The sequence below is a fragment of the Kosmotoga olearia TBF 19.5.1 genome (assembly GCF_000023325.1).
In the GTDB taxonomy this organism is placed as follows: domain Bacteria; phylum Thermotogota; class Thermotogae; order Petrotogales; family Kosmotogaceae; genus Kosmotoga; species Kosmotoga olearia.
On record NC_012785.1, the window covers coordinates 1,569,349 to 1,583,850 of the forward strand.

The following is a 14,502-nucleotide window of genomic DNA, read 5'->3' on the forward strand; positions in this document are numbered from 1 at the left end:
AATGAGAATCATTGAAGTTTTACCCGATGGTGTTTATGCCTTCTTCTGGAGTAAGCTACTCCAAATCTGATACCTATCCAGAAGGCAATGAAAGCAACTATAAAAATTAGAAATGCAGGTGAAAGATACCAGGGATAGACTTTGATTTTCAAGGAATAAACGTTTCCGCCAGTATCTTCAACGGTAATTGTCATGGTTCTTTTTTCCTTAAAGGGAATCAGTATTTTCGTTATAGTTCCTTCGAGTGAAGTTATTTCACCGTTGTATGAGATTTTTTTCAAGCCGAAATCATCTTTAATCTCTATTTCACGTGTAGTGAAGTACCCATCGTTCACATTTATAGTTGGAGGTTCGACATCGTACACTACTTCAATAAAGGTTTGCGCCATATTGCCAGCAAGGTCAATCGCTTTTATGGAAAGGAGCTTTCTTGCTCCTGGTTCAAGTTGAGGGATCTTGGCAAAGAAGTGTTCTCCTTTTTTAAAGATCCGTTTGTCGTCAACCATCACGGAATCAACACCGAAGTTATCCCAAACATCGAACTCGATTTCCTTTGCGGTTCTATCGTTAAACACAAATCTCTCTGGAGCTTTTATCACAGGTGGTTCGTTGTCTTTCACTATCACAATCTTTTGCATAGCGATATTTCCAGCTAGATCAACTATCGATACATTTACAATATTTTCCCCATTTTTCAAGAGTTTGATGGGTATGAACTTCATTGAAGGATCGAAGGGTTGATTATCAATAGTTATTTCATTGATTCCGGTATTATCGGTTGCGTTTACAGTAAGTATTATTTCAGATTCTTTGGTAAAGTGTGGATAATTAAGAGATTGGATGTTAGGAGAATCAAAGTCCCCATAGATCTCAATCGTTTCAACGGTAGTGTTGCCGGCAAGGTCCTCCGTTCTTACAACGAAAACATTTTTCCCCTTTTTGATTTCCAATTCAGTTTCAAAGTTATAAGTGTCGTCTTCTATTCTGAAAAGTTTGTCTCCAACCTGTACGCTCAAAAGTTGCAAATTATCCTGTGCGTATCCACTCAGGATAATTTTACGTTTGTTGGTGTATTTTGGTGTCTCTGAAAGCTCCAGGCTTGGTGGAAGGCTGTCAAGAAAGATGCTTTTGGTTATGGGCCCGAATATTCTTCCAAAATAATCTATATATTCAAGAACAAGCTCGTTATAACCGTCTTTCAAGGTAAGTGGCACGGTTAGGTCAGGGTCAGCCATTTTGAAGGTATTTCCGTTGACTTTAACATATCTGAGAGGGACTCCTCCTTTGTGGGCGAAACTTACAGTGATGTTCGTTTTGTTTGTCAACGAAGGAAGCTTTGTTTCAATTAAAGGTCCAGGTAGCTTTGAAAAAACCACATACCCGGAAATCAATTCGGAGAATTCCGGGGAAGTGACTACAAAGAGCCATACCCCCTTTTCCAGCATGCGGGGTTGTATTGGAAGAGGGCCCACTCTGTATTTTGCGCTCCACGAATCGTAGAAGCCATTGGATGATATCAGCTCTATCCTGAGCTTTGTTCCGATTCTGAGTCTTTCTTCGCCTGATAGGTCGAAATCAAGTTCGAGCTGGCCGTCGCTAATGGGATTTTTCCGCAGGTACCAATGAACGTTCATTTTGGGAGCAAAAAAGTCATAAACCTCCGGGGGATCATTTTCGTACCTGAACTCGATGAGATTTTCATTGAAATTCCCGAGTCCCTGAAAGTTTATAATCTTGGACTGACGTATAAGCTGGAATATTTCAGCTGTTACTTTGTGCAGGTCTTTTTTCTGGCTGGAAAAAAGGAGTCCATAATTCGTAGAATGTAAGATTTTTTTCGGCGTTTGGGTAGATTTCCAGTTCCCGATAAAGAAAGGGATCGTTCCACTTTCATGTATCAAAGAAATCGCATAATCTTCATTGAAAAAACTCCCACTATTGGAACCATCGCCTATGATGAGGAGAATCTTGATCCCCTCCTGGTATTTCAGGTATGAAGATACGGTGCATACCGCGTCGGTAAGCCTTGTGCTTTCGTTATTGTAAGTTCTGTGTGTAAGGAGGGGAATGCTCCTGGTGGCAAGTTCAAATTCTACGGGCGGGGTTATGAAATCTATTGAAGTAGCGTAGCTCCATAAAGTGAAAACGGGAGGAACGAGGAAATCCTTTGAAAATTCTTTTAGAATGTTTTCAAGGAAATCTGCCTCAATTTCCTCCTGAATCAAGATTCCTACGACCAATCTGGTTTTTGATCTTAGAAGTTCTTCGGTAAATATGTTACTTTTAATACCGTCGATATAGACTTCACTAACCTCGCCTTCTACGGGGGTTAATAAAGCCCTGACTCTCGGATATTCAGTAAAATCCAATCCCAACAAACTAACCTCTTCTCCAGAAAGTACGGAGAAGAAGGTTAGAAAGAAAAGGAAAAAAAGAAAATGCTTAGTTCTCACTATCACGCAACCTTTCTTCAATGAATTCAATAACCTCCTTGATAGCTTTTAAAAGTTCTCCCTCGTATTTTAAGGTAAATCCTGCGGCTCTTTCATGCCCGCCACCGCCAAAAGCAAGAGCCACCTCACTCACATCAAAATAGCATTTTGATCTTAAGCTCACATGAGCCTCCCCTTTGGAAGCTTCCGAGGCGAACATAGCGACCTCAACCGTATTTATGGAACGCAATTCCCCAACGAACCCTATGAAATCGTTGGTGGTCATTCCATATTTATCGAAGCTCTCTTTTTCTAAGTATGAATAGGCAAATTTCCCATCGCAACATAGTTTAAGTTTCGCCAATGCCTCTCTTTCCAGATAAAACTCTTCGATTCTTCTGCTATCGAGGATTATTCTTGATACTACGTCAGGCCTGGCGCCCTGCCTTACCAGATCAGCAGCGTCTTCGAAAACAGAGGCATCAACACTGGAGTATCTGAAAAAACCTGTGTCTGTGGCTATACCGAGATAATTCAAGAGAGCAAGCTCTTCGTCGTAGTTCACGTCCAGCAATTTCAAAAGGTGATAGACCATCTGGGCTGTGCTGGAGTATTTCGGATCGACCCAACATACGTTCCCAAAATAAGTGTTTGTTTTGTGATGGTCGATAACGATGGTTCTTATACCGCTCTTCATCAGGGATTGAAACCCACCTATTCTGTCAGGAGAAGAAGCATCAACCACTATCAAAAGATCTGAAAGCTGAAGTTCTTCGGAGTAAGGGATTATCTTATCAACGTGTGGAAATTCATAAAATTTAGATGGAATTTCCCAATCAATGGCAGGTGTAACCTTTTTTCCCAGTTTTTCTAATCCAAGGCTCAGCGACATGACCGAAGATATACAATCACCATCAGGCATGATATGACCGCATACAACGATTTTTTTTGCTTGTTCGATTTCAGACATGAGTGAATTCATTGTTCGCATTATTCATCCTCCTTTAAACTTCTAAAGCTATGCCTACGACTTTGCTGAAAGCGCTTTTGACTCTTTGAGCTGTCTGGACAACCTCTTCATGGACGAGTTTTTTGTCTAATATACCTGAAGCCATGTTCGTTATGCAAGAAAAAGCTATGAGATTTATACCGCAATGTCTCGCGGCAATTATCTCAGGAACTGTTGACATTCCAACCATGTCAGCTCCCGAAAATTCGTAAGCCTTTATCTCGGCTGGTGTTTCGTAGGATGGACCGGTAACCCACACATATGTTCCGCGTTTTAGTTTTATTCCCCTGGATTCAGCAGTTTTTTCGACTTTTTCAAGCCAATCGAAGTCGATTGTTTTCGACATATCAGGAAATCTGACACCGTATCTTTCGTCATTAGGGCCGATGAGTGGATTTCTGAAAGCGAAATTTATAATATCTGTTATTGCCACTATATCTCCGGGTTCGAAGGAACGATTTATACCACCTGCGGCATTGGTTATTATGAGACGCGAAATTCCCATTTCTTTGAAAACATAGATCGGTGTCACAACATCTTTTATTTCGTGGCCTTCATAATAGTGGAAACGACCGTCCATGGCTATAACGTTTTTTCCATGGAATTTTCCGAGAACGAATCTTCCTGCGTGTCCTTCAACAGTACTTTGAGGAAAACCTTCCAGTTCGGAATATGAAATAGCATGGGAATCTTCAAAATATTTTGTTAGATATCCCAATCCAGATCCAAGAATCAGAGCGAATTCAGGCTTTACGTTTGTGCGTTCAAGAAGGTGTTTTGCAAGTTTTTTGTAGTCTTTCATACTCATTCCTCCATATTAAAAAATCTTTAATCATAAGTATATACCCAAACATAAGTTTTTTGGTAGGCATTATTGATTATATAACAAGCCGTGGTAGAATACTCAGAGTCAGTTGACTTTAATGATAGCTATGCCTATAATTGTGGCGAAGATTTATCAAAAGTTGAATTGAAGGGAGGAGTAAAAATGAGCTCTGAAGAAATATTTGAAAAAGTGAGGGAAATCATTTCTGACAAACTGGGAGTAGAAATTGACGATATCGATCTCAGTTCCGATCTTACTGAGGATCTTGGAGCTGACTCCCTGGATCTGGTAGATCTTGTTATGGCTTTTGAAGACGAGTTTGGCATTAAAGTGGATGATGAGCAAATCGAAGGAATATCAGTGGTTGGAGACATTGTTAATTACATCGCGAAGGTTTTAGGAGCGGAAGACGAGGAATGATGTTAGGTAGCATTAAAAAACGGGGAGTTTTACTCCCCGTTTTTGAAAGGAACGAAAGAAATGAAGTACTTTGAAAAACAGTTCAAGGTGGATGAAAAAACTTTCTACAGAAGACTCGATAAATTTTTGAGGCATGTCTTGCCGGATTTGAAATTGTCATCCATTTATAAGCTTCTGAGAAAGGGAAACGTGAGGGTAAATGGAAAAAGAATAAAGGCCCCTTCTTATGAACTTTCGTTGGGGGATGTTGTCGCCGTGAATTATCGGGGTAACATTGAATACTTGAAACGTTTGAAAGAATCTCGTGAGCTCATTCCACATAATTTGCCTATAAAAATATTGTATGAAGATGAAAGTTTTTTAGCAGTGGACAAACCTGCAGGGCTTGCTGTACACCCCGGTAAAGGAGTGCAGATAGTTACCCTTATTGAAGGACTACTTGCGTATGGAAAAAGAAATGGGTTCAAACCTTTTTTGGTACATAGATTGGATAAACATACGTCGGGGGTGCTGCTGGTTGCAAAGTCGCCGCAGGCTGCACGAGAATTAACAGCTATGTTTAGAGAGAAGAGAATTGATAAGAGATACGTTACTCTTGTCAAAGGTCTTCCCGAAAAATCCCGGGCGTATCTGAAAGATGTAATTGATGGTTTGAGAGAAGAGTCAGAGTATATTGTTAAGAAAGCGTATTCAGGATGTTCTTTTCTTGAGGTGAGGTTATTTACCGGGAAAAAGCATCAAATAAGGCGGCAAATGGCAAAAATTGGGCACCCTGTCGTAGGAGACGATGTTTATGGCGATAGGGAGTTCAACAGAAATTTTAAGAAGCGCTATGAACTGAAGCGTTATTTTCTCCATTGTATGAAAATGGGATTCATTCACCCTAAAACAGGGCATTACGTTGAGGTTCTTTCTGAACTTCCCGATGACCTGAAAAAGGTTCTTGAAAAACTGTCATGAAAAAAAGGTTTTTGATCCTTATTTTTATTTGTATTGCCATTATCTCATTCCCGGCGTTGAGGATTGACGAGAACTTTCAGAATGCATATAGAGAATTGCAGGAACTTTTCAAGATCGCACCACGGTATTATCTTAGAATTGATGAAAACCAGGCTCAACCGATGACCGTTGACAATGATAGGTTTTACATGATTATACTTCCCGGAAGCATTTCTATGGAAACGGCCAGGCACGAGATGGCACATGTTTTCTTCTTCGAATTGTGCAAACTGAACGGCCTTTCACCAGAAGACTTTCCGATATGGTATCATGAACTTGTAGCAAGCTGGTTCCAGGTGCTTGGTGGTAGAGACATCAAATTATTGCCTTTGAAAAGCATTTTTTTTGATTTTTTTGCTTGTGTCGACGAATATCCTTCATTAGAGGATACTAAAGCTTTTTATTTGTCGATAAGAAGTTTTGCCTTATTTCTTGATAAACGTTTCGATTTCAAGAATTTTGTACTAAACACCTTGAACGTGGCGAAAAGGACAGGCTTCTCAGGTGTTAAACTATTTAATGAAGACCCGAAAATACTTCTGAGAAAATGGCGTTTTTGGAAGTTACTTCCATATTTGTTGTATACATTGCTCGTGATCTTACTGGTTTACATCGTGTCGGGAAGGAGAGATGACCGTTGGCGGGGTTCAGAGTTAGGGGAAACCGGAGAAAAAGAAGTAATCGAAAACAAAGAATTCCAGGACTACGATCACCCAGAAGATTGATTTTCTTTCTTTTTTTGATATTCGCGGCTCTTCTTTTTGTTGATTATGTCCCTGAAAGAATAGATTCTGACAGAAGAACTGCGGAAGCAGCTTTGATTCTTGAAGAACCTGTTGATGGCGTTGAGGGTTATACACTGTTTTCTTCTGTAGATTTAGCAGACGCTGATTTTCAGAAAAGTGAACGCAGAGTACTTCTTATAGATCTTAAGAAAGACTGGAAAGAACTGGAACGACTTGTTAAGGAAAACCAGGTGGTAATTCTTACAGGTATTCCTCCGAAAACCCCTGAAGAAGTGGCGCAGTTACTCGATGAGAATCAGGTACTGTCTGGATATATTGAATTCGATGAACGCGGCGCCTTTGTTCAGGAAGTGATGAAGCACCGTAAATACCCTTCCCTGGTGTTTCGGGTTCATCTGTTGAAACCAAAGGAATATCCCAATTATGATCTGGATTCAGCGGTTATCAGATACATCAGGGCTGTGCGGGAACGAAAAGTAGACGCTTTGCTTTTCATGGAAGGGAAGTCAGAAACACTGGATTACAGTCAGCTTGTGAAATCTGTAAAAGCGGAACTTGAAAAAGAGAAGTTGCTTGGCGAAGAAATAGTCCCTGTTCTTTACGATGTTGCCAATTCAAAAATTCTGGCAAGGACAACGGGATTTTTCGCTATAGCATCCTGGAATCCCTTCCTTGCTATTGGTTATCTGATAGTTCTTTTGATATCTTCCACATTATCTCTAACCTATCTGGCTGTTGTAGGAGAAATCGCACTTTTTGTTGTAATAATACGGCTCTCGAGTAGAATACGCAGCGTGTTTATCACTGTTCTTTTGTTTTTCCTGGCCTCGTTGGGATTGGGTCTGGCAATAAATGCCCAGATGACTTCTCCTGCTTATCAGAACGGTATTGAACTGTTCAGAGGCGTTAAATTATCACTTATAGCGTTACCTGCTATAATATTTTTCCTTGGCTTTTTCAGAAGAAGAGAGAAAAAACTCAACATCACAGACATGCTGCTGCTTGTGCTTGCTGTTCTTGCAGGGATATATTATCTTTTGAGAAGTGGAAATTATTCTTTTGTCCTTTCAGTTGAAAGAACTCTGAGAGATATCCTGGACAAATATCTCGTGGTAAGGCCAAGGTTTAAAGAACTGATTGGATATCCTTTCCTGATATTTGCGGCGAATACAGGGTTTACCAATACAGGTAAACTCGGGGCTGTGCTGCCAACCCTTGGAAGTGTGGCTTTTGTTTCTGTTGTGAATACATTTTGTCACGCTACAGCACCGTTGTGGACCATTTTGCTTAGAAGTGTTTATGGCTTTATTTTTGGAAGTGCTATAGGATTTGTATTTCTTTTCATATCAAAGTTTTCGAAGAAAAGACTTTCTGAGAGTAGCGAAGAAATCGAAGATGAATTGAACGAAGTCCCCTCAAAAAAGTCTAAAAAAACGTGAAAGGAGGGGTTTTATGAGTCGTAAGGTTTTAATCGCTGGTATTCTCGTTTTTATATTTGCGGCCATAGGATTTGCTGTCAACTACGATATTCAAAAGGTTATCATCGTTCCGGTGCCGGAGAGCGAACTGCAGGTTTCTATCTGGTTGGATAAAGATCCTGGAGCAGTCTACAAAAAGGGCGAAGAGGTTAAGGTGTACTTTAAAGTCAATAAAGATGCCTATGTAGCTATATACGATATAATGCCAGATGGAAGCATCCAGCTAATATTCCCAAACAGGTACGATGCCAGCAATTATCTTAAAGCCGGGAAAGTTTACAGCTTGCCAACCGAAAAAGCTTCGAAGGTTTATCGCTTGATAGTTTCGGGTGATCCTGGAAAAGAGATATTCCAGATTGTTGCTTCTACTTCACCATTGACTTTCATCGAAGATATGGTAAAACGATTCAGCAAGGAAATTTTTCCGAAGTCTAGATTTAAAGCCGAAAAGTTTGTTGAAGAACTTGTGAGACCTTTCATATCTGAGACGGAATACGCCGTCAACAGCACGTTCTTTTATGTAGATCGAAGCCCGGATATAGGTACTCTTAAAGTATCAACCTATCCTTCGAATGCTTCTATTTACATCGATGGTAGCTATTTTGGGAAAACACCTCTTGAGATACGGGTTGAAGAAGGGCTTCATGTTGTTAGTGTTTATAAACCAGGTTATAAGATGAATACCGTGAAAGTGAACGTTTACTCCGGGAGAACGACGAATGTTTCTTTGAAACTCATACCTGATCGTAAAACCTATTCTTTATCCCTTTCAACTGTTCCCGCGGATGCCCGGGTATACCTCGATGGAACTTACGTGGGTAACAGCCCCATAACACTTTCTGTGAGTAAAGGGTTACATTCTCTGAAAATTGAAAAAGAAGGATATCAAACCTATATAGAAACGATTCAAATAAGCGGCAACACCAGTAAACGAATAGTGCTCAATGAACTCGCCCGGAAATATAGCCTCACCATTAAGAGTTCGCCTTCCGGGGCTTCTCTGTACATTGACGGTGCTTATGTTGGCCAAACACCGATAACATTGAACCTGGAATCGGGGAGACACAAAATTCTTTTGCGTGCAGAGGGTTATGAGGATTACACAGACACGATTTACCTTTATTCCAACAAAACAGTTAACGTATCGCTTGTGGCTAAGAACGCTTACCTGACGGTGAAAAGCGATCCTAGAGATGCCTCTGTTTATATTGACGGTGTTTATGTTGGCCAAACTCCGTTAAGCCTTACGCTTCTTTCCGGAAAGCACAGTGTAAAGATAATTAGGGAAGGTTATCTGACCGTTGAAAAGGAGATTGTTCTGTCAGCGGGTGAAAAATCTGTGTTAAATGTTACCCTTCAACCGGAAGGTGCAAGGGTCTACGTTGAAACGAATCCGACCGGGGCCAGGATCTTTGTGGATGGTTATGACCTTGGCTATTCCAACAAATGGTTGACACTTGAACCTGGTTATCACGAGATCCTTTTGGTAAAAGAAGGATATCATTTCGTATATCTGATAAAATATTTTGAAAGAAGGGTTTATACTCTGAGTTTTGATTTGTACCCTATTGAATAGATTAGGTAGATTCTATAAAGCTGTCACCGGAGAATCTTTCCGGTGGCAGCTTTTATTTCTTCTTCAGTTAGAATTCTCCATTCTCCTTCATGCAGGTCCCCGGGTAAATGATAGCCACCTATTCGGATCCTTTTTAGATCGACCACATTATTTTTCAGTGCGCTTTTCACCATACGGCGTATCTCGTGATATTTTCCTTCTGTGAGGACAATTGAAAATGTTACAATATCTATAAATTGTACTGATTCAGCTCTTGCGTACTCTCCCTTTCCGATGTCAACATGCTGGAGAAGAATCTGAAGCTGCTCAGGCAAAATTTTCTCCTCTACTTTCACAATGTATTCCTTTTCTATCTTTTTCCTTGGTGAAATAATCTCATGCACGAAATTACCATCGTTGCTCAGTAACAAAAGCCCTCTTGAATTTTTGTCCAATCTTCCTGCAATAGATAGTTTGGAGGAGAAGACCTCATTGATCAGATCGTAAACACTTAATCCTTCCGTCCTGCTTTTGGAGCAAACATACCCTACAGGTTTGTTCATGGCAATGTAGAGTTTACCATAAGGGACTATCCGGTTCCCATCAAGGAATATTGATGAATTTTCCGGGATTTTGAACTCCGGGTTCCTGATCTTAGCTCCATTAACTTCTACCCTTCCCGTCTTTATTAATTTTCGGCTCTGTCTTCGAGAAATTCCACCGAATCTGGATAAAAAAGTATCAAGCCTCATTTTCCCCACCTTTTCCCTGGATTATATTATTGTACATCATACATTTTGTGTTGACTTCCATATCTGAGTTGAGATGGTATAATTGTTACAAAAGAAAAAAGGGAGAAGGTGAAATAAAATGAGAAAGGAGTGGGTGCTCCTTAACGCTGATGGTACCCAGGTGAATCACCTTGTGGAGTATCTAGGCATTGAGGCTTTTCTTGCAAAACTTCTTGTGAACAGAGGAATAACGGATGTAACTGAGGCGTTGAAGTACTTAAACCCCGATCGAACACTCCTTCACGATCCTTTCCTTATGAAAGACATGAAGAAAGCTGTAAAAACTATAATAGAAGCTGGTGAACGCGGTGATTCCATCGTCGTGTTTGGAGACTATGATGTTGATGGTGTCACCAGTACCGCATTACTGTATCTAGCCATGAAAAAGATGGGATTCAACGTAAGCTATTATATCCCTTTAAGGCTTGAAGAAGGTTATGGATTGAGCCGGGCAGCTATCGAGGAGCTCTATTCGCAGGGACATCGTTTGTTGATAACCGTTGACTGTGGTGTCACATCTTTCGATGAAATTGAATTCGCCAAAAAACTGGGGCTTAAAGTCGTTGTCACAGACCATCACGAAGTGAAGGATAAACTTCCACTGGCTGAAGCTATTGTTAATCCCAAACGTCCTGATGACAATTATCCTTTTAAAGGGCTGGCTGGTGTCGGTGTGGCCTTCAAACTTCTCAGTGCTTTGAATGAGACCCTTAGAATGCCATTGAATCCTGAAGATTATCTGGATATAGTTGCTCTGGGCACAATAGCGGATATCGTCCCGTTGAGGGACGAGAACAGATTTATCGTTCGGGAAGGTACCAAGAAAATCCAGAAGGAACCATTGCTAGGATTGAAGATCTTATTGAGTTATCTGAGGATAAATCCTGATAATCTAACGGCTCAGGATATAGCATTCAAGATCGCGCCAAAACTCAATGCTGCCGGAAGAATGGATTCTGCAGTTGTAGCACTGGAACTATTGATAAGCGAGGACAAAGCTCAGGCAATGCGTACAGCTTCAAGACTCCTTCAGCACAATCAAAATCGTCAGATGATCGAGGCCAAAATTTTTGAACAAGCGACAAAAGAAATTGAATCCAATGTCTCGATGAAGGATAATTTCGTGGTTGTCTTGTCAGGTGAAAACTGGCATCTAGGTGTTTTAGGGATCGTTGCATCTCGCCTTGTCGCTCAATATAATCGGCCGGTTTTTCTGATTTCTACTTCCGATGGTGAGGGGAAAGGTTCTGCCCGAAGTCCATCTGGAATAAGTATAATCTCGCTTTTGAATAAAACTGCGGATATTCTGGACGAGTACGGTGGCCACGAAATGGCTGCTGGGTTTAGTATAAAAAAAGAAAAGATCCCGGAGTTCAGAAAACGTCTTAACGAAGCTTACATGGACATCTACGGGGAAGAATTGCCAACGTATAAGATAGAGGTTGACGATGTTCTAACCCTGGAATCCATATCACCGGAAACTCTTAAAAAAATTGATATGCTCAGACCTTTTGGTCATTCCAATCCTGAACCAAAGTTTCTTTTCAAAGGATTGAATATCGAAAGAACGAAAAGTTTTGGTTCTGGCGGTGGGCATATAAAAATGATTCTTCGCTCTGGAGAACGGAAGACGCTTGCGGTTGGATTCGGAATGAACGGACTTTTTGATGAATTCAAATATGTCAAACCCAACTTACTGAAGCTCGATGCGGTTGCCAGTATAAAGCAGGACAATGGATATGGAATTCAGGGTATGAAACTTTCCCTTGTAGATGCGAGGATTTACATAGATCATGTGTTTGAAGAAGAGGTCAGAGACAAGAATTTTGTTTTTGAATTCATAAGGGATTGGAAGAATCAGAAACCATACTCTTCGCAGAGCACAGATGTGTCATCTGTTGTAGCTGATCTGGAAAAAAAGCTTTCTCATAAGGCTCCTGATTTTCTGAACGTAAGTACCAGATTTCCATGGGGAATATTTGGAAGTATAAGGTTGAAGCACCCTTTCCTTGCCTGGAGGATCTTAAAAAATTATCAGAAAGGTCTCAAAACAGTAATTGTTTCAAGTGTAAACACTACACTAGCACATACATTTTACTCTCTCCAGCATTATCTTGATCCCATAAACCCGGTTTATGCCAATTCCCTATACAGGGGAAAGATCGATGAACCTGTGATGTTTGTGACCCTACCACTACTGATGGAGCATTTTGATGTGTTCAAAGACTCTTTCGATGAGATAATTTTTGATGAACCAACTTACATCATATCCGGTATATACAAAGAGCATCCAGATTTAGAGGCTTTTCTGGAGGTACTTCCAAAGATTCTCGATAAAGCTGGATTTACCGGAAGTGTTCTCACAGATAATTTGAAGAGTTTCCTCTCTTCTTTGAGGGTTTCTTACGTGTATCGTCCTGCTGTCATAAAAAGGGTGGGAATAATAGACAATCGCGGAACTAGAAAGAAAGTGGAACAGGTTTTGTCACTTGTGAGGCATGGGGAGAATGTGGCGGTTGTCGTTGATACGCCTCATAAAACGGTTACTCTTGCGCGAACCCTTGGTTCAAGGTTGTCTCATACCCTTCAAAACGGTGAGTTGATTTTTTACAACTACCTCTTGAAAGATTTTCAGAGGGCGAGCATATATTCTCTTGTTGAACGTCAGAAGATAAAGGTCTTGATATCCACTCCATCTAACGATGGGTTAGGAGTCATGCTTGGTAATTCTAACATCGTTTTTTACAACGCACCGAGGAGTTTTCTCGAGATACTTGATGCTGTTACTATGAAACCTGGTGAAGAGTCTGATTTGTTCTTAAACCTCGCTTTCAATAAAAATGATCTGTTGTCAAACACCAATGAAATTGATCGATTGTTTCCCACTGTTGAAGAACTGCAGGCCATATACCAGGATTTAAAGGACGTTCTTCCTGCTTCTGAAAAAGATGTGAAGCGCGCTCTCGGATTCGAAGATGGAATCTCAAGGGTTTATCTCTCGATGCTTGAGGATATGGGGCTCGTTGCCTATGATGCCGACATCTGGCACATCGTTAAAAACAAAGAACTATCAAGGGACTCCGTTGTCAAAACCCTGAGATACAGGGAAGGTATAGCAGAAAAACGTATGGCCAGATGGTTTGCGTCCAGATTATCTACCACCACTACTCGCGCTCTTTTAAGAAGTCTTATGAACGGAGGAGAGGTGTTAAAGATTGGATGACGTTCTCGATTTAGATGCTGTTATCGTTGTTGCACAATCTGAGGCATATAACTGTGCTAAACTTTTGAGAAACAATGATATCTTTTGTAAGTTGTTCCCAACTCCACCATCAGTATTTCCGGGTTGTTCTTTGGCTTTGGCTGTGAGTTCATTGAAGTTGCAAAAAGCTATGCAAATCCTAAGAAACGAAGACATGAAGGTCATCAAATACTCATATCTGGAAGGGAATATAATTGAAAGCTTTTACGAAAGTTCTTGGTATTGATTATGGTACGAAGAATATAGGACTTGCCATCGCAGTAAGCTTTGTGGCGATTCCCATGGAACCAATAAAACAAGAGGGATATAAAAAATCTCTCAAGAAAATCGTACAGGAAAAAGCTGTGGAAGCCATAGTGATTGGGCTCCCTCTTTCTATGTCCGGGAGATTTAGCGAGAGTACTTTGAAAGCTATTTCTTTTGCTGTCAAACTGAAGAAACACTTCAAGCTACCGATTTTTATGGTAGATGAGAGATTGAGTACGGTGTCTGCAAGGAAGGTTAGCGAGCTCGATGGTAAAGAATTCAGACGATATAAAGATTCTCTCAGTGCGTTGGAGATTTTAAACCGTTATCTCGAAAATCCAATGCAGGCATACGAGATAAGAGATAATTTTCCAGAGTGCAGAATTGTTTTGGAAGAAAGGATCGATTTAAAGGGGAAAAAAGTGCTCCTTTTCGATCCACCGACCGTTAATATCGAAAATCTGGAGGAATTTTCCGTAGCGTCTGTGGATATTTATACGTCTGATCCAGCTCTGTATTTGTTCTTTCGGCGTAAAGGTTTTTTTCCAAAGAATTTAATGGATGATATTGAATTTATGAGTTACGATATAATTGTTCTCGAAACTTCGCGAGATCTTGTTTCTGGTTTCCGGGGAAAGATTCTGGAATTCTTGTGCTCGTAGCTCAATGGATAGAGCGCTGGACTCCGGATCCAGAGGCTGTGGGTTCGAATCCCACCGAGCACGCCAATTATTGAAA

Annotated in this window: 12 protein-coding genes and 1 tRNA gene; 9 read left to right on the forward strand and 4 right to left on the reverse strand. The window is 40.6% G+C overall.

Going from position 1 to position 14,502, the window contains the following annotated elements; translation table 11 throughout:
- Positions 1-8: 8 nt before the first annotated feature.
- Genes KOLE_RS07410 through KOLE_RS07420 form a run of 3 tightly spaced genes read right to left on the reverse strand, consistent with a single transcriptional unit; the run spans position 9 to position 4,249 of the window.
- Positions 9-2,474, reverse strand: coding sequence for a hypothetical protein (locus tag KOLE_RS07410; protein WP_015868811.1), 2,466 nt, complete (start codon positions 2,472-2,474; stop codon positions 9-11).
- On the reverse strand, positions 2,443-3,414 hold the full coding sequence (locus KOLE_RS07415; protein ID WP_041288978.1) for a DHH family phosphoesterase: 972 nt from the start codon (positions 3,412-3,414) through the stop codon (positions 2,443-2,445). Before KOLE_RS07415 ends, KOLE_RS07410 begins: the two co-directional genes overlap by 32 nt.
- Positions 3,415-3,436: 22 nt before the next feature.
- Positions 3,437-4,249, reverse strand: a complete 813-nt coding sequence (locus tag KOLE_RS07420; protein WP_041288709.1) for a purine-nucleoside phosphorylase — start codon at positions 4,247-4,249, stop codon at positions 3,437-3,439.
- Positions 4,250-4,429: 180 nt separating this feature from the next.
- Between KOLE_RS07420 and acpP the strand changes: the two genes are divergently transcribed.
- From acpP to KOLE_RS07445, 5 genes are read left to right on the forward strand one after another with little or no spacing between them, the layout of a single operon-like run.
- The gene (gene acpP, locus KOLE_RS07425; RefSeq protein WP_015868814.1) at positions 4,430-4,687 is read left to right on the forward strand and encodes an acyl carrier protein; all 258 of its coding nucleotides are present in this window, start codon (positions 4,430-4,432) and stop codon (positions 4,685-4,687) included.
- 42 nt (positions 4,688-4,729) lie between these two features.
- Entirely contained in the window at positions 4,730-5,647 is a 918-nt protein-coding gene (locus KOLE_RS07430) for an RluA family pseudouridine synthase (protein ID WP_235599756.1), read from the forward strand.
- Positions 5,644-6,411 (forward strand): hypothetical protein, encoded by a 768-nt coding sequence (locus KOLE_RS07435; protein ID WP_015868816.1) that lies wholly within the window; start codon positions 5,644-5,646, stop codon positions 6,409-6,411. Before KOLE_RS07430 ends, KOLE_RS07435 begins: the two co-directional genes overlap by 4 nt.
- Positions 6,408-7,871: a DUF5693 family protein gene (locus KOLE_RS07440; RefSeq protein WP_015868817.1), complete on the forward strand. Its 1,464-nt coding sequence runs from the start codon at positions 6,408-6,410 to the stop codon at positions 7,869-7,871. Before KOLE_RS07435 ends, KOLE_RS07440 begins: the two co-directional genes overlap by 4 nt.
- Positions 7,872-7,884: 13 nt before the next feature.
- Entirely contained in the window at positions 7,885-9,486 is a 1,602-nt protein-coding gene (locus KOLE_RS07445; RefSeq protein WP_015868818.1) for a PEGA domain-containing protein, read from the forward strand.
- A 23-nt stretch (positions 9,487-9,509) separates the two neighbouring features.
- Here KOLE_RS07445 and KOLE_RS07450 read toward each other — a convergent pair whose 3' ends face one another.
- Positions 9,510-10,217: a pseudouridine synthase gene (locus KOLE_RS07450; protein WP_015868819.1), complete on the reverse strand. Its 708-nt coding sequence runs from the start codon at positions 10,215-10,217 to the stop codon at positions 9,510-9,512.
- A 118-nt stretch (positions 10,218-10,335) separates the two neighbouring features.
- Here KOLE_RS07450 and recJ point away from each other — a divergent pair, with 118 nt between their 5' ends.
- The 4 genes from recJ (at position 10,336) to KOLE_RS07470 (ending at position 14,492) form a co-directional block, all read left to right on the forward strand.
- Positions 10,336-13,479, forward strand: a complete 3,144-nt coding sequence (gene recJ / locus KOLE_RS07455; RefSeq protein WP_015868820.1) for a single-stranded-DNA-specific exonuclease RecJ — start codon at positions 10,336-10,338, stop codon at positions 13,477-13,479.
- A complete protein-coding gene (locus tag KOLE_RS07460; RefSeq protein WP_015868821.1) occupies positions 13,472-13,744 on the forward strand; it encodes a putative Se/S carrier-like protein in 273 nt (90 codons plus the stop codon). Before recJ ends, KOLE_RS07460 begins: the two co-directional genes overlap by 8 nt.
- Positions 13,713-14,426 (forward strand): Holliday junction resolvase RuvX, encoded by a 714-nt coding sequence (gene ruvX, locus KOLE_RS11410; protein ID WP_063728304.1) that lies wholly within the window; start codon positions 13,713-13,715, stop codon positions 14,424-14,426. The genes KOLE_RS07460 and ruvX overlap by 32 nt, the downstream gene beginning before the upstream one ends.
- Positions 14,417-14,492, forward strand: a tRNA-Arg gene (locus KOLE_RS07470). The genes ruvX and KOLE_RS07470 overlap by 10 nt, the downstream gene beginning before the upstream one ends.
- Positions 14,493-14,502: the final 10 nt, after the last annotated feature.

Coding starts and splice junctions, on each gene's coding strand:
- KOLE_RS07415 (WP_041288978.1), bottom strand. CDS start 3,414: ATGAATTCACTCATGTCTGAAATCGAACAAGCAAAAAAAATCGTTGTA.
- KOLE_RS07420 (WP_041288709.1), bottom strand. CDS start 4,249: ATGAGTATGAAAGACTACAAAAAACTTGCAAAACACCTTCTTGAACGC.
- acpP (WP_015868814.1), top strand. CDS start 4,430: ATGAGCTCTGAAGAAATATTTGAAAAAGTGAGGGAAATCATTTCTGAC.
- KOLE_RS07435 (WP_015868816.1), top strand. CDS start 5,644: ATGAAAAAAAGGTTTTTGATCCTTATTTTTATTTGTATTGCCATTATC.
- KOLE_RS07445 (WP_015868818.1), top strand. CDS start 7,885: ATGAGTCGTAAGGTTTTAATCGCTGGTATTCTCGTTTTTATATTTGCG.
- KOLE_RS07450 (WP_015868819.1), bottom strand. CDS start 10,217: ATGAGGCTTGATACTTTTTTATCCAGATTCGGTGGAATTTCTCGAAGA.
- recJ (WP_015868820.1), top strand. CDS start 10,336: ATGAGAAAGGAGTGGGTGCTCCTTAACGCTGATGGTACCCAGGTGAAT.